This is a genomic window from Nocardiopsis sp. CNR-923 (genome assembly GCF_001942255.1).
Taxonomy (GTDB): Bacteria; Actinomycetota; Actinomycetes; order Streptosporangiales; family Streptosporangiaceae; genus Nocardiopsis.
This window is the reverse complement of sequence record NZ_MKKC01000128.1, coordinates 1-15,100: the sequence shown is the minus strand read 5'-3', so window position 1 is coordinate 15,100 and position 15,100 is coordinate 1. Positions and strand designations below refer to the sequence as shown.

The following is a 15,100-nucleotide window of genomic DNA, read 5'->3' as shown; positions in this document are numbered from 1 at the left end:
GGGGCCGGTCGGGCGGGCCTCTGGTCGCGTGGGCCCCGCGAACGCGGGGATGGACCGGGGATGGTGCTCTTGTGCTCCCGTTCGACGTTGTGGGCCCCGCGAACGCGGGGATGGACCGGCGTCAGCAAGGTGTGTCTTGGTGATCATCCGGTGGGCCCCGCGAACGCGGGGATGGACCGATCCCGGACGGCCCCGACGGGTGAGCAGAGAGGTGGGCCCCGCGAACGCGGGGATGGACCGTGTGATTTTACCTTTTCGGAGCAACCGTATCTGTGGGCCCCGCGAACGCGGGGATGGGTCAACTCGCTGGCCCCTGCAGCGTGTGAATGTTGGGGACGTAGAGGGGAGCACGCCTGACCGTCTCGGCGACAGGTTTTGTCAGACCTGCCGTCTACTGTTGCCTCCGCGCTACGGGTCTGATGCGAAAGGGAACTTATGGCGTATCCGTTGGGCTCTTCGGCGGGGACTGAACACCTGGTCGACCTATGCCTGTGGGCCAAGGAGCGCGACCTCGGAGGCTATCGCCACCCGCTCGTGTGTCACGCTATGGATGCGGCCGCGATGGCGCTCGCACTGTGGGAGGAGTATTTGGCTCCGGGCCCGCGCGCCACGATCTCCAGTGCGTTAGGCGTCGATACCGAACAGGCAGGTCGCCTCATCGCCTACTGGGCTGGCCTGCACGACATCGGGAAAGCCACTCCGCAGTTCCAGCACCAGATCCCCATCGACCTCCCCGCCTACCCGACTCATCGGGACATTGCCGAACGCGTAGGCCACGCCACCGCCACCGCCCGCTGGCTGGAAACAGCGCTTCCACAGGTCGGCTACCCCCCGACCGATGAGCCGGGCGCAAGTACTCTGCTCGTCGCGCAACTCCTCGGCGGACACCACGGCCTGTTCCCGGAGTTCTTCGACTCCCAAGGCAACAACCCTCTCCGCGATGCCGGTTTCGACGAGGACCGGTGGAACGACCAACGCTGGCAGATCCTGCACACACTCACAGAACTTCTCGGCAGACCTCAGGCTCCTGAGACCCTCCCAGAACCGATCGCCGGTGTTGTCTGCGGGCTGGTCATCCTCGCCGACTGGCTCGTCAGCCAGAAGCGACACGTTCTCGCCCAGAAACCCCACAAGCCCAAGGTGGGGGACAAGGTGAGCCTGCGGTCCTACTTCGAGCGTCAGAGGTCCGTTACCCCAAAGCTGCTGGTTGACTCCGGCCTGCGACCGCTGACCACCACGCCTGCGACCTTCCCGGAGTCGTTTCCCGAGATCACCACGCCCAACGGCTTGCAGACCTCCGTCGCCGAGCACCTACCCCAGGTGTGCACCGGCGCGGGACTGCTGCTCATCACCGCGCCGACGGGGATGGGAAAGACGGAAGCGGCATTCCACGCGGCGGACATCATGGGCTACGCGGCGGGGTGCCCGGGACGCTACATCGCGCTGCCCACGATGGCGACGGCGGACCAGATGTACGGCAGGCTTCGCGGATACGCCGAACACAGAGCGGACGTCCCACGTCCCCTGACTCTGCTGCACTCCATGGCCTGGCTCAACGAGGACTACCACCCAGGGGTGCTCGAAGCCGCACCGTCAACCGTTCTGACCTCAGGGCCGGACGGTCAGGGGTTCAAGGTCACCGACTGGCTGTTCGGCCGCAAGCGGGGCCTCCTGGCGTCCTGGTCTGTGGGAACCATCGACCAGGTCCTCATGGCTGTGCTCAGGCTCAAGCACAACGTGGTCCGGCTTCTCGGCCTCATCGGGAAAGTCGTCGTCGTTGACGAGGCACATGCGGTCGACCCTTACATGCAGGAGGGGCTTGAGCGGCTTCTCAGGTGGCTGGGGAAGCTGAACGTCCCTGTGATCCTCCTGTCGGCGACCCTGCACCGGACGGTCGCGGACGCCTATGTCACCGCCTACCTCGAGGGCGCGGGCCAACGTCGCCGAACCAGGCTCGGTCGCAGACGGAGGAAGCCCGCAGCCCCCGCGCCCGCCGTGGACTGCATCGACTATCCAGGATGGATCCACGCGGACATCGGCACGGGCACCATCACCCGGAATCCCGAACCGATCATTGGCGAGAAACGTGATCCCCTCCAGCTCGACCTGGTCCCCATCCCGCAGGAGGGGAGCGGTCGGGAGCGCAGGGTGGACCGTGCTGGTGCTCTGAAGGACGAGCTCGCTGGCCTGCTCTCCTCTGGGAAAGGGTGTGCGGCGGTCATCTGCACCACGGTCGCCGAGGCCCAGGAGACGTATGACCTGCTCGACGGCGTATTGTGCGAACGGTTCCCCGACCCGGCGGAACGTCCGGAGCTGCTTCTGCTGCACGCGAGGTTCCCAGGATGGCAGCGGGACGAGATCACGGAGAAGGTGGTCCGATTCTTCGGCAAGAAGGATGCGGACAAGAACCGTCCGAAATCAGCGATTCTCGTTGCGACGCAGATCATTGAGCAGAGTCTCGATCTCGACTTCGATTCGATCATCACCGATCTCGCGCCGATCTCGCTTCTGCTGCAACGAGCTGGGCGGTGCTGGCGGCACCAACGTCTCGGTGTGATCACCCGTCCGGCTTGGGCACAGCGTCCGCGCGTGGCCGTTCTCGCCCCGGAGCAGCCGACCAAGTCGAAGATGCCCGAAGTGTGGACGTTCGTCTACGCCGCCTCTCTGCTGGTGCGGACGCAGAACCTCCTGCGTGAACGGGAGGGTAGGCCCGTCGAGGTTCCTGGAGACGTTCAGAAACTCGTGGAGCGGGTGTACGACGACCCGGGTCTCATCGATGACATGAAGCACGACATCGACCGCCTCGGCAAGGACATGGGCATGCGGACCCTGGCGAAGGACATGTTCGTGTCACCAGATGGTCTGAGCGGAGGTCTGTACGAGCTCACGGCCGGGTCGTTCGGTGTGGACGAGGAAGTGGCGTCCACCCGGTTCGACGCCGACTCGGTTCGCGTCCTCTGCTGCTTCAAGGACGCGAGAGGCGAAACCTGGCTGGACCGAGAGCGCACGGTCCGACTCCCTGAGCGTGGGGCAGGGCCGGAGGGGGTGTTCACCGAGGCTGACCTGGCGCAGGTGATCCGCAGGACCATCCCCGTGAGAGGCGGCCAATGGGTGCCGCCGCAGAAAGCGCGTGAAGGGACCTTGCCGCAGGCGTGGCGGAGGGACTTCAGGCTCCGTGAGTTGATCATGATCCCGCAGTACGTGAAAGCCGACGGAGCTGTCGAAGAGGGTGAGGTCGGCGATCGATCCTGGACTCTGCATAAAGAAAAAGGACTTATGTGGAGATAAGTTCAATTTGTCTGATTTGTTGCCTCCTGGGAATGCGCGGAAATCCCAAGGGCTGGTAAAGTTTCGTGCGACGCAGGTAAGTCATTCTGGCAACCAGCATCAGCCAGCTTTGGTGGGTTGTGCGCGAACGAGTTCAGTCACTCCGAGGGAGACAAACTGTGCGGCTCTCTCTGTGCCGTTCTGATCGCTGACCCAATGTCGGTGCTCGGCCAGGGGTGTGGTTCGACGGCCTGATCTCGGGCTGGGCCTGTTTGACAGCGACGAGGCGGGCGGTCCTGTCGGGGCCGCCGACTTCCCCACTTCCGTGGGGGCTGTGAGCAGACCCGGCTCAACCTGCGTCAGCCAGCGGTCCATCCCCGCGTCTGCGGGGCTCTGAGAGCTGAATCCAGGCGGACTCGTTCAACGCGAGCAAGGCGTGGATGAAGCCATTGAGAGGAAAACATAGCAGGTCACGGCTATTGCCTTGACAGTCGGGTTCGTAGGGACGGAGAACGAGAGGCCATGACGGCTTCCTATCGGCTCGACGAAGAGCCTTGGCTACCCGTGCGGTGGCTGGACAGCGGTCCAGCGACGACGGTGAACACCAACCCGAACGCGTGGGGCTGCGTGAACTCTTCCTGTCATCCCACAGCATCGCGGACGTGGAGCTCCCGTTGCCTCCCGCCTCGGCGGGCCTGTGGCGCATTCTCGCCCTGATCACCGCGCGTGTCACCGAACTTGATGAGGCCGACGACCCGACGGAGTGGGCTGAACGGAGGCTGGAGCTGCTCCGGGCGGGGAGATTCGATGCCGACGGGGTCGAGTCCTACTTCGACGACTACGCGGAACGCTTCGACCTTTTCGGAGCCAGCGGTCGACCCTGGCTCCAGGATCCCCGCCTTGCTGAACAGTGCAAATCGACCTCCGGTGTCAACAAACTGTGCTGGGGTCGCAGCGCGGGCAACAACCAGGTGTGGCTGGGAGGCCACGCCACCGACCTCGCCCCCGAACCCATCACACCGGACATCGCGGTCCAGCATCTGATCGCTACGGTCTACTACGGGCCCTCGGGGCGCTGTACCGCGCGAGTCGTCGACGGAGTCAACAAGGCAGACACGTCCGCGGGGCCGTTGCGGTCATCGCTCTCGTTCCATCCTCTCGGGGAGAACCTCTTCACCAGCCTGGCCATGAACATCCCCTACCCCGGGAAGGGTGCGCCCGACAAAGCGCCGTGGGAGAGGGACGAGCTCGACGACCCGGCAGGCCTCCCCGCAGAGGCCATGGGACTGGCCGGGATTCTCACCAACCAGTACCGTCACGCGGTTCTCCTCCACCCCTCCGACGACGGCCGAAGCGTTGCCGACGCCACCATCACCTGGGGGTTCCGCATCACCAAGGAGTTCCGTGAGACGTGGTCACCGCCGACCGACCCCTTCCAGATCTATCTGACCTCCAAAGAGGGCAGGCGTTACGGGAAACCAGCGGACGCCGCGCGCGCCGTGTGGCGTGATCTGGACGCCCTCCTGCGGGACGACGAGCGTTCAGGTCGGAGCCGTCCCGAGCTGTTCAACACCTGGACCTCGTACCGAGGTGTCTCCAAGGAACTGCAGCGCACGCTGAGGGTTCGGGCCTTCGGCTTCGACCAGGACGGCCAGACCCGCGACCGGCAGTGGTTCGCCGCCGTGACCCCCGCCGTTCTGCGGTGGCTCAAGAACAGCGCCGCCGACTCCGAGGAGGCGGACCTCGCTCGGCGCAGGATCCGACTGTCCGTCTCCTCCGCCGAAGGGGCTGGGCGGCGGCTGGAGAGCGCGCTCAAAGCCGCCTGGAAGGAGAGCAACAGCCCGAGCGGCGGGGACTCCCGCAAGGCGGATACGGGAACCGGGCCCTGGCTGCGTCCGGGGATGTCCCTGTACTGGTCCGAGGCAGGGCGGATCTTCTGGCGGATCGCCTTCGACGGTGCGGTCGAATCACCCGGCAACGACTTCGTTCTCGCGGCCGCCCGAGCCTTCGAGAAGGTCACGGACGCCTACGCCTCCAGGCCGAGGACAGCGAGCGTCATCGAACACCACCGCGGCCGACTCTTCAGACAATGGACCCAACAGCGGGAAGACGCTGAATCATGAGTACACGAGAGCGCGGGGAGATCAGCTTCCTCGCCGATCGGATGGTGACACTTCTGCAGGAGCGGATCGTCGCCTCCCCCGGTGACCGATCGGTGCTACGGAGGATGGTGGGCCACCCGCCCACGCATCCTACCGCCCGGCCGGCGCACGGCGTGGTCTACAGCTGCCTTCGAGGCCCACACGGCGAACCGCTCGACCCTCCCGACGGTCTGGCGGAGGAATGGGCCTTCTACGGGGTGGCCGCCCTCATGGCCGCGCAGCCGCGCACAGCGAGGGATGAAGGCACGGCTGACGAACACGCGGCCGCCGACTCGGAAGAATCCGAAGGGCAGGGCGAACCGAGTGCCGACGGCGCCACGAACGAGGACTCTGGACCCGACGACGGTCAGGCGCCGCAGGAGAAGAACGGCCGACTCAACCTCGGGGCCTCGCTCGCTCAGGGGGTCAGGACAGGCGATCTCAAGGCCGACACGACGGAGAGCAGGCTCCACCGGCTCTGCCGACTGGATCTCGCTGGCATCCATAAGCGCCTGCCAACACTGGTCCGCCAAGCCCGGACCCGCCAGGTCCCCGTCGACTGGGTGGTGCTGATCGAGGATCTGGCGCGTTGGGGCGGTGAGCGGGACATGGTCGCCAAGGAATGGCTGCAGTCCTACCACCGCACACGCAACCGGGATCTCCACGAGGAAGAGAAGCAGAAGCGCCAAGAAGGCGGCGACACCGCCTCCGGCAACGACGAGGAGCAGTGACCACCATGAAGGCCGCCTACATCGACGTACACGCCCTCCAGACCCTGCCGTACTCAAACACGAACCGAGATGACCTGGGATCTCCCAAAACGGTGGTCTTCGGGGGGTATGAGCGCACGCGGATCTCCAGTCAGAGTTGGAAGCGCGTCATCCGCCACGAGGTGGAGAAGCGTCTGGGCGACCCCGCGGTGCGGACCAGGCGCCTGGTCGGAGCTGTCGCCGAAGAGCTGCGCGGGCGCGGATGGGACGACGGCCCCGCGGAGGAGGCCGGGCGTCAGATCATCGTGTCGGCCGGGATGAAGCTCGAGTCGAAGAAGAAGGGACAGCAGGACAAGGCGCAGGACACGTCCGTGCTCTTCTACCTCCCCCAGGCCGCGATCAGCGAACTCGCCGACGTGGTGTCCGGGCACGCGGAGGCCATCGGGGAGGAGATAGCCAAGAAGAAGCCCTCGAAACAGGGCGTCCTTCCCACCGACGAGGTCACTCAGATCCTCAGGTCGCGTAGCGGCACCATCAACCTCTTCGGGCGTATGCTCGCCGAACTGCCGGGCGGGCAGGTCGACGGGGCCATCCAGTTCGCGCACGCGTTCACCGTGCACGGCACGGCCGTGGAGACGGACTTCTTCACCGCGGTTGACGATATCCCCCGGGACGACGACCACGGCAGCGGCCACATGAACGTCGGTGAGTTCAGCTCTGGCACGTTCTACCGCTACGCCAACATCAACCTGGCGCAGCTGCTCGACAACCTGGGCGGCGACGAGGAGACCGCACGAGAACTGGTCGCCCAGTTCCTCAGGGCGTTCATCGTCACCGTTCCAACCGGCAAGCAGAACGCCACGGGCGCCCAGACGGTGCCCGAACTGGTCCACGTCAGCGCGCGCGCAGACAGGCCTGTGTCCTACGCCGCGGCCTTCGAAGAGCCGATCCAGTCCGCTGCGGGCTTCGCCGCGCGAGCGCAGACGAGGATGGACAGCTACGCCGAACAGCTCAACCGGGTCTGGTGGGATAGCACCTCCACCGCCTTCCACGCAGGCATCAACCTGGACAAGGAGCTGCCCAACCTCGGGAGCCGAGTCGAGTCGTACCCCGGTCTCATCAGCTCCGTTCTGGAGAACACCGGTGGCACGGCCGGGGACGCGAGCACGTGAGCGGCCTGCTGTTCCGGCTCACCGGCCCGATGCAGAGCTGGGGGGAACACAGCAGTTTCGGTGACCGCGACACCATCGACCACCCCACGCGGTCGGCTCTGATCGGGATGTTCGCGGCGGCTGAAGGACGTGATCGTTCCCAGCCACTTGAGCGCTACGAGCCGTTGACGTTCACCATCCGCATCGACCGGCCCGGCGTGAGAATGGTCGACTTCCACACCATCGGAGGCGCGGTGCCAGCTCGGCGGAGCGTTCCGACCGCGGAGGGCAAACGGCGTCCCGAAGGCCAGGGAACGATCGTCACACGCCGCTCCTACCTGTCTGACGCGGTGTTCACCGTCGCTGTCGAAGGCCCTCCACGGCTCACCGAGGAGGTGGCCACGGCTTTGGAGTCGCCGCGTTGGGCGCCGTACCTCGGCAGGCGGGGCTATGTTCCCGATGAGCCGCTGCTGCTCCGCGCCCAGGCGGAGGATCCGGTACGGAAACTGCGAGAGGAAGTGCCTCTCGCTCCGCGCACGGGCGGGCGGATCGAGTGGGGTGAGGATCGCAGACCCGTCAGCGTTCGGATCCCGTTCGTGGAGGAAACGGCCTCAGCGGAGCAGGCAGGCGACCTGAGTGTGGCGGTTCTCAACGACGTGCCGGTCAGTTTCGCCGGGCAGGCGCGTGTCTACCGCTTCCGATCAGTGAGCACGGGCCTCGAACGGCTTCCCGGAGCGCTACTCACCCGAGGCCCAGGCGAGTACCGCAGGCGCATCCTCAAGTACGTGGGGGAAGGGCGATGCCAGTCCAACTGACCAAGATCGAACTCGATGACCGCGTGAGGGACGTCCGACGCGCCACCGCGGGTGACCAACACCGGATCCTGATGAAGTTGGTCGAGGAGAGCCTGGGTGGGAACAAGATCGACTCTCCGAGACAGAAGGCCGGGCTGCTCTTTCGCGTTGAGGAGACCAGGGCAGGCCGTCACATGCTCGTGCAGAGCCGTTGTGAGCTGAGCTGGGAACGCCTGCCGTCGGGATTCGACATCACGGGGGTCAAGGACCTGTCACCGCTGCTCGACCGGTTGAGTAAGGGGGACGTCGTCAGATACCGCATCGTGGGCAGCCCCATGAAGCGGCTGGGAAGGAGCGACCGGCCCCGCGAGCTGAGGAAGCGGAACGGCGAACAGCTGAGTTCGGACGCGCACGAACTTCCGCTTGTCGGCGCGGCGGCTGACGCCTGGTGGGAGAAGAAGGCCGATCAGAGCGGTCTGGAGCTGATCAGCGCGACCGCGACGCGTCTCAACGAGCGAATCGACTACAGGGGCAAGCGTGCGGTCCGGATGCCGGCGGTCCGTTTCGATGGACTGGCCCGAGTCGGTGATGCCGAACCGCTCAGAGAAGCAGTGGCCAATGGCGTGGGGCGGGGCAAGGTCTTCGGCTGCGGCATGCTGAGCCTCGCCTACGTGCGGGTTGGCGGCGCGGGGACAGGGGCGTCGTGAGCACGTGGGGAGGCAACGCGAAGAAGGAGTTGCTGCGTCCGACCCTGGCGATGTTGCCGAGAGTCTCGGACGGGTTGTCGTTCTTGTACGCCGATGTCGTGCGAATCGTCCAGACCGACTCGGGAGTGTGCGCGGAGACGGAAACCGACTCCGGCGTGGTGCACAGGGTCCCCATTCCGACGGCGGCGCTGGCGTGCCTCCTCCTGGGGCCTGGAACGTCCATCACGTCATCGGCCATGGCGACCCTCTTCCGACACGGCACGACGGTCGTCAGTACGGGTTCCGGAGGCATCCTCCACTACGGCGGCTGGACGTCACCCGACCGGACGGCCAAGTGGATGGATCTCCAGGCCCGGGCCTACGCCGACGACGAGCAGCGCCTGGACGTGGCGTATGCCATGTTCGAACTCCGCTTCGGCGAGGAGGTGGCTGAGGGAACCTCGATCGAGACCCTCCGTGCCCTGGAGGGCAGGCGCATGCGCAACCTGTACCAGGGCTTGGCCAGCAAGTACCGGCTCAAGCCGTTCAAGCGGAACTACAACCCGGAGTCCTGGGGTGACCAGGACCCGGTGAACAAGGCCCTCTCCTCCGCGAACGCCGCCCTGTACGGCGTGGTGCACTCGGTGGTGATGCACCTGGGATGTCATCCGGGGCTCGGGTTCGTGCACAGCGGCAAGCAGAACTCGTTCGTCTACGACATCGCTGACCTGTACAAAGCCGAGACGACGATCCCCTTGGCGTTCTCTCTGCATGATACGGAGAACCCCGAATCGGCTGCCAGGAGGAGACTACGCAGCGAGCTGAGGCTGTACCGGATGATCCCCCGGATCGTCCGTGACATCCAACTGCTGCTCGATCCTGATGCGACCGGAGTTGAGGCGGAGGCTCCGAAACGCTGGCGCGTCGTCGACCTGTGGGACCCACAGCGTGGGGCGGTAGCTGGTGGAGTCAACTACGGAGACCAAACAGGGAGTCCCCTGGAGTCTCCGTTCGACGACCTGGGAGAGGAACCCGGCTGATGGCGGGAATGGTCGTGATCTCGACGACGGCGGTTCCGCCACATGTCCGTGGCGCGCTGACCCGCTGGATGGTCGAACCACAGGCAGGGCTGTATATCGGCACGATGGCGGCTCGCGTCCGGGACCGGCTCTGGGAGCTGGTGAGCGAGTCCGTTGAGGAGGGGTCTGCTGTTTGCGCGCACCCAACCGACAATGAGCAAAGGTTCATCGTGAAGACGGCCGGGCAGAGCCGCAGAGAGGTCGTCGACTTCGAGGGGCTCCAGCTCATCCGGTTCGTCGGAGTCACAGACGAGGAGGACGATGCGTCGACGGCGGGTCCTCCCTCTGAGGGAATATAACGCGAAGATAACACTCTGTGTTGTTGCAGGTCATTTGCGGGTGAGCCCCGCAGGCGCGGGGATGGACCGGGGACCGGCCGCGATGCTGACCAGGCTCCGCTGGTGAGCCCCGCAGGCGCGGGGATGGACCGTGGACACGCTACGCATCGGTAGGAACCGTTTCGTGAGCCCCGCAGACGCGGGGATGGACCGATCATGCCGACCAGGAGCAGGCCGGTCCCCACGTGAGCCCCGCAGACGCGGGGATGGACCCTGATACGTCGTCCCCTTGGACAGGTCAGAAATGTGAGCTCCGCAGACGCGGGGATGGACCGCCGCTTGAGGAGGCACAGATGACATCGACAGCGTGAGCCCCGCAGGCTCCCCAGACTCTGCTGGGTTCAGGCGCACATACACAAGGCAGTCTGGCTGGATGAGGTCTCCAGGGCATGGCAGGATCCTCGACAACTGGCTTCCCAACCCCGGAAGGACTTCCCGTGGGTCAGACGACTCAGGTCCGCACCTACACCGTCAAGGACGGCAGGCTCGACGAGTGGGTACGGCGTTGGCGGGAGGAGATCGTCCCCTTGCGTTTGGAGTTCGGCTTCTCCCTGGGCGGGGCGTGGATCGACCGCGAGTTCAACCACTTCATCTGGGAGATCTCCTACGACGGCCCCGAGTCCTTCGCTGAACGCAACCAGCAGTACTGGGACTCCCCCCTACGCGAGGCCATGGACTTGGACCCCAAGGACTATCTGGTCTCGACGAACGTGCGTGAGGTCGTCCGTGTCTACTGAACCTCGCCGTTCACGGCCAGCATGTGCGTGCGGCGCTCCTGCTGTGTCAGCGCACGGAACGTACGCTGTCGTGCCGCGTCCTTCAGCTTCTCGAGGTCGACGTTGGCCTTCCACGCACGCACGGTGGAGTCGAACGAGCCCGAGATGACCGACTGCCGTCCTGGCTCCACGTCACACAGGCGGCGCGGTCCCTGTGGACTCCGATCACGACGGACTCCCAAGCGCTATTGGCATCCCACACCCTGATGGTGCGGTCGTAGGACGCGGTAGCGATGCGGGCCCCGTCCGGGGACCAGGCGACTCCGGGCACCCTCCCGGAGTGTCCGTTCAGGATGGTGTCGGTCCTGCCTGTGGCCAGGTTCCACACCCGGGCCGTCCAATCCGCGGAGGACGTCACGATCCTGGTTTCGTCAGGTGACCACGACACGGCGTCCACCCAGTTCTCGTGCCCGGTGAGTACGGCGCGCTCACGGCCGGTCGACAGATCCCAGACCCGCGCCGTGCGGTCGTCGGAGCAGGAGGCGATGAAGCGTCCGCTGGGTGACCAGTCCAGCCCGACGACCCAGTCCTGGTGCCCGGCCAGGGTCACCAGCAGTGAGCCGTCCTCGGAATCCCAGATCCGGATCACGCGGTCCTGTGCCCCAGTCGCTACGCGCGTACCGTCCGGTGACCAGGCCACGGATTCGACGATGGCTCCATCGTGGTCGAGGACGACCGCCCGGCCTCCCGCGTTCAGGTCGCGCAGCACGGCTTGGCGCGCCGTCCCTCCGAAGGCCACACGACGGCCGTCGAGGGAACATGCCGCGTCACGGATCTTTCCGACGTTCCCCTGGAAAAGGTCGCCGGATCGGTCTTCCTCTCCGTGATCCACCCACGCACCGATGTTTCCGTCGTCGGAGGCGCTGACCAACACGGAACCCCCGACCGCGACCGCGTTGACGGGTGCGCTGTGACCGGTGTGGACGACGGTTTCGACGGTGCGCGGAAGAAGCTCCCACACCCGGGCCGTGCCGTCCTCGGAAGCCGTCGCCAGCAGGTGGCCGTCGGCTGACCAGGTCACACCCCAGACCGCGTCGGTGTGGCCGCGCAGCACAGCACGTTCCTCGGCGTCGTGGGCTGAGAAGACGCGGGCCGTACGGTCGGCGGAGGCCGTGGCCACCATGCTTCCGTCCGGTGACCACTGCACGTTCCACACCCGGTCACGGTGCCCGCGTATGAGCAGACGCTGCGTCCCGTCGGTGGCATCCCACACCCGCACGGTGTGGTCTCCCGACGCCGTGGCGATGGACCTTCCGTCGGGGCTCCACGCGACCCCCTCCACGAAGTCGCGGTGCCCCCTGAGCGTGAGAGCGCCCTGCCCAGCGTGCACATCCCACACGATGACGGTCTGGTCGTGGGAGGCGGTCGCGAGCTGGTCTCCGTCCGGGGACCACTGGATACCGAGGACGTTGTCGCTGTGGCCGGTGAGTTCGATGGCGAGTCGGCCGGTGTCGCTTTCCCAGACCCGAACGACGCGATCCCGCGACGCCCCAGCGATGAATCGGCCGTCCGGACTCCAGGCCACACCGCGCACCACATCGGTGGCATCGGTCAACCGCATGGACGACTGTCCGCTCTCGGCGTCCCACACGCGGACCGTGCGGTCACGTGAGGCGGTGGCCACCCGGGTGGAGTCGGGCGACCAGGACACCATCTCGACCATGCCCATATGACCGCGAAGCTCACGGAGAAGACGTCCGCCAGCGGACCAGACACGCGCGGTACCGTCGCGTGAGGCCGTCGCGATCCGCCCTCCATCCGGGGACCAGGCGAGGTTGCGGACGGTGTCGGTGTGCCCGGTCATCACGGCCCGACAGTGGCTGTAGGAGAGGGCGGACAGCAACGCCACGCGCGCGGCAGGGACGGGGTCGCACTCCTCCAGCGCCGCCAGGGCGAGCAGCACAGCGAGTTCGGGATAGTCCTCGACGTTGGCGAGGACGTACTCGGCGATGCTGTGGGAGACCCTTCGTAGGAACCCGAGGTCCCGGCGGCGTGAGGCGTCCACGAACGCGTTCAGATCCGGGGTGTCCTGCCCTGTGTCCCGCAGAGCGGACAGCCAGCGTTCGGCCGTGGCCAGACGGGTTCCGGTGAGGAGGTAGTCGGGACTGCGCCCTGAGCCCTCCCAGTCCCCCGCCCACCGCTCCAGTTCGGCTCTCTGTCTCAGCCGTTCGGCGTGAGCTTCCACTTCCTGCCTCAGAGGTGCCCACTGACGGAAGAGCGCTTCATGGGTGACCTGGGCGATGACACCGCCGTCATGCACGTCGGAGACGAGGAGCCGGGCATCGACGAACGCGTCCACGATGCGGCGCTGCCCGGTGTCGAGGTCGGACAAACGGACCCGCCTTCGAGTGGCGTCCCCGCTCGTGACGGTCACGAAGCGGAGCAGCACACGCAGAATATCCACAAGATTGACGTCTTCGCGCAGTTCCGCGACGACCTGGTCGGTGTGGCGCGAGAGTGCTCCGTCGACGCCTCCCAGAGCCCGGTAGTCGGCTTCGGTGGCGATGCCGCCGGAGCCAACGCGTATGTAGAGCTCCTGGAGCAGGTGGGCCAAGAGGGGGAGGGCATCGCCGCTGCCTGTGTCGGAGACGATGCGCTCGGACAGCCCCGGCTCCAGGCGGAACCCAGCCGCTCGGGCAGGCCCATCGATGATGTCGACGAGTTCAGCGCGGGACAGGGCACCGATCGCGAGAGGGTTGGTGAACAGGGGCGCCGCCCCACCACCGAGGAGGTCGCCGAGGAACTCCACTCTCAGCGTCGCGATCGCCCTCAGGTGGCGGTCCTTGCGCAGGGCTTCGTCGACGGCCCGAAGAAAAAGATCCCGGTCGTGCCCACCGCTCAGCGTGACGAGTTCTTCGAGTTGGTCGATGACCAGCAGCGTCCGGCGACGTCCCGTGTCGGTGGTGCGACGTGCGTGGTCCAAGAGCACCGACAGTTCCCCGCTGTCACGACGGATACGTCGGGCGTAAGCATCGGCCTGGTGGCGGTCCTGGGTGAGCGCCCGTGCCAGTGCCCCGATCGGGTCAGTACCGGGGACGACGGTGGGAAGGACACTCCATCGCTGGTTCCTCAGGCGTGGGACGACCCCGGCTTGCACCAAGGACGACTTTCCGCTCCCGGAGGCTCCAACGACAGCGACGAAGCGTTCCTGGCGTGTGGCCCCGACGCTGTTCAGGCGGTGCAACGCCGCCGATGTCTGGGGCTCCCGCCCGAAGAACACGGCGGCTTCGTCCTCGCTGAAAGCAGCCAGTCCCGGGTAGGGCGGCCTGCCCGTGTCCCAGGTGAAGGTGGGCGGGGCCGGATTCTCCAACCGGTAGGCGATCAGGTGGCCGACGAGCATGGCCACGAGGATGACGAGTAGCCCGGGTACGGCGGCCTGTTCCAACAGCCGCAGGGGCGGCGATGTGGTTTGTCCGTCAGTGGCGAAGTTGGTTACCACGCCCAGCAGTCCGGTGGCGAGGACGAGGAGGAGTTGCAGCAGGAGAGCGAACCTCTGACGACGCCGCACATGTCCTCCGACCTGTCGTGCATTCGATTGCCGACGGACGCACGGGCGGCTCGTGAGGGAGCCGCGCCCTCGGGCGAGGGTAGGGTGACGGCCCCGTCACGTAAAGGATCTGACCTGATTCGGCCATCCGCAATCCCTTACGGTGCAGGGCTTCCAGGTTCTGATGGATGCTCGGATGGAGACGGAGAGAGCAGCGGAGGGCCAGCTCGACCGTCCCTGCTTGGTGGGTGCTCAGGTCGGTGGTCGCGAACTTCGTGTCGGTTGGTGGTCCAAGGACACTGGAGGTAGACGGGAAGCGGTCTCTGGTGAGTTGTGCTGGAAGGACTGATCAAGTTATGGGGAGGTGGGGTGGGCTGGATGAGATGCTGTCAGGGGGTGAGGGTTGCTGGACTTCACCCGGGGTCATTCTTCAAAGCCCGGGGTTGTGGTGGAGGAAGCCTCGGATATCGAATGTTTCGGGAAGATAACGCTCGGCGTTGTTGCAGGTCATTTGCTGTGAGCCCCGCAGACGCGGGGATGGACCGGACTGGCAGGGCCTCACCAGCTCCTACGACGAGTGAGCCCCGCAGACGCGGGGATGGACCGGCGATCGGGGTGCCCGCCGCGTGCGCCTTGACGTGAGCCCCGCAGACGCGGGGATGGACCGACCT

The 15,100-nt window shown here is 66.2% G+C and carries 10 protein-coding genes and 3 CRISPR repeat arrays; of the genes, 9 read left to right on the top strand and 1 reads right to left on the bottom strand.

Annotated features, from left to right (window positions below):
* Nucleotides 1-28: 28 nt before the first annotated feature.
* Nucleotides 29-301: a CRISPR direct-repeat array (repeat unit 29 nt; unit sequence GTGGGCCCCGCGAACGCGGGGATGGACCG).
* A 134-nt stretch (nucleotides 302-435) separates the two neighbouring features.
* The 9 genes from BJF83_RS22635 (at nucleotide 436) to BJF83_RS22595 (ending at nucleotide 10,903) form a co-directional block, all read left to right on the top strand.
* Nucleotides 436-3,288, top strand: a complete 2,853-nt coding sequence (locus BJF83_RS22635) for a CRISPR-associated endonuclease Cas3'' (protein WP_075927910.1) — start codon at nucleotides 436-438, stop codon at nucleotides 3,286-3,288.
* Nucleotides 3,289-3,821: 533 nt separating this feature from the next.
* Entirely contained in the window at nucleotides 3,822-5,390 is a 1,569-nt protein-coding gene (gene casA / locus BJF83_RS22630; RefSeq protein ID WP_262391782.1) for a type I-E CRISPR-associated protein Cse1/CasA, read from the top strand.
* The gene (casB, locus tag BJF83_RS22625; RefSeq protein WP_075927908.1) at nucleotides 5,387-6,139 is read left to right on the top strand and encodes a type I-E CRISPR-associated protein Cse2/CasB; all 753 of its coding nucleotides are present in this window, start codon (nucleotides 5,387-5,389) and stop codon (nucleotides 6,137-6,139) included. Before casA ends, casB begins: the two co-directional genes overlap by 4 nt.
* A gap of 5 nt (nucleotides 6,140-6,144) precedes the next feature.
* The gene (cas7e, locus tag BJF83_RS22620) at nucleotides 6,145-7,290 is read left to right on the top strand and encodes a type I-E CRISPR-associated protein Cas7/Cse4/CasC (protein ID WP_075927912.1); all 1,146 of its coding nucleotides are present in this window, start codon (nucleotides 6,145-6,147) and stop codon (nucleotides 7,288-7,290) included.
* Complete coding sequence (gene cas5e / locus BJF83_RS22615) at nucleotides 7,287-8,084, top strand: type I-E CRISPR-associated protein Cas5/CasD (protein WP_075927907.1); 798 nt, start codon at nucleotides 7,287-7,289, stop codon at nucleotides 8,082-8,084. The genes cas7e and cas5e overlap by 4 nt, the downstream gene beginning before the upstream one ends.
* On the top strand, nucleotides 8,069-8,770 hold the full coding sequence (cas6e, locus tag BJF83_RS22610; protein ID WP_075927906.1) for a type I-E CRISPR-associated protein Cas6/Cse3/CasE: 702 nt from the start codon (nucleotides 8,069-8,071) through the stop codon (nucleotides 8,768-8,770). The genes cas5e and cas6e overlap by 16 nt, the downstream gene beginning before the upstream one ends.
* Nucleotides 8,767-9,789 (top strand): type I-E CRISPR-associated endonuclease Cas1e, encoded by a 1,023-nt coding sequence (gene cas1e, locus BJF83_RS22605; RefSeq protein WP_262391781.1) that lies wholly within the window; start codon nucleotides 8,767-8,769, stop codon nucleotides 9,787-9,789. The genes cas6e and cas1e overlap by 4 nt, the downstream gene beginning before the upstream one ends.
* On the top strand, nucleotides 9,789-10,127 hold the full coding sequence (gene cas2e / locus BJF83_RS22600) for a type I-E CRISPR-associated endoribonuclease Cas2e (RefSeq protein ID WP_075927905.1): 339 nt from the start codon (nucleotides 9,789-9,791) through the stop codon (nucleotides 10,125-10,127). Before cas1e ends, cas2e begins: the two co-directional genes overlap by 1 nt.
* 40 nt (nucleotides 10,128-10,167) lie before the next feature.
* Nucleotides 10,168-10,441: direct repeats of the CRISPR family, unit length 21 nt; unit sequence CCGCAGACGCGGGGATGGACC.
* 162 nt (nucleotides 10,442-10,603) lie between these two features.
* Nucleotides 10,604-10,903: an NIPSNAP family protein gene (locus BJF83_RS22595; RefSeq protein WP_075927904.1), complete on the top strand. Its 300-nt coding sequence runs from the start codon at nucleotides 10,604-10,606 to the stop codon at nucleotides 10,901-10,903.
* Between the two features lie 82 nt (nucleotides 10,904-10,985).
* Here the strand turns inward: BJF83_RS22595 and BJF83_RS22590 are convergent, their stop codons facing one another.
* The gene (locus tag BJF83_RS22590) at nucleotides 10,986-14,450 is read right to left on the bottom strand and encodes a WD40 repeat domain-containing protein (RefSeq protein ID WP_262391780.1); all 3,465 of its coding nucleotides are present in this window, start codon (nucleotides 14,448-14,450) and stop codon (nucleotides 10,986-10,988) included.
* Between the two features lie 495 nt (nucleotides 14,451-14,945).
* Nucleotides 14,946-15,100: direct repeats of the CRISPR family, unit length 29 nt; unit sequence GTGAGCCCCGCAGACGCGGGGATGGACCG.

What these genes read in the sequence shown, in the direction of transcription:
- cas6e (WP_075927906.1), top strand. Translation starts at nt 8,069, where the DNA reads ATGCCAGTCCAACTGACCAAGATCGAACTCGATGACCGCGTGAGGGAC.
- BJF83_RS22635 (WP_075927910.1), top strand. Translation starts at nt 436, where the DNA reads ATGGCGTATCCGTTGGGCTCTTCGGCGGGGACTGAACACCTGGTCGAC.
- cas2e (WP_075927905.1), top strand. Translation starts at nt 9,789, where the DNA reads ATGGCGGGAATGGTCGTGATCTCGACGACGGCGGTTCCGCCACATGTC.
- casB (WP_075927908.1), top strand. Translation starts at nt 5,387, where the DNA reads ATGAGTACACGAGAGCGCGGGGAGATCAGCTTCCTCGCCGATCGGATG.
- cas7e (WP_075927912.1), top strand. Translation starts at nt 6,145, where the DNA reads ATGAAGGCCGCCTACATCGACGTACACGCCCTCCAGACCCTGCCGTAC.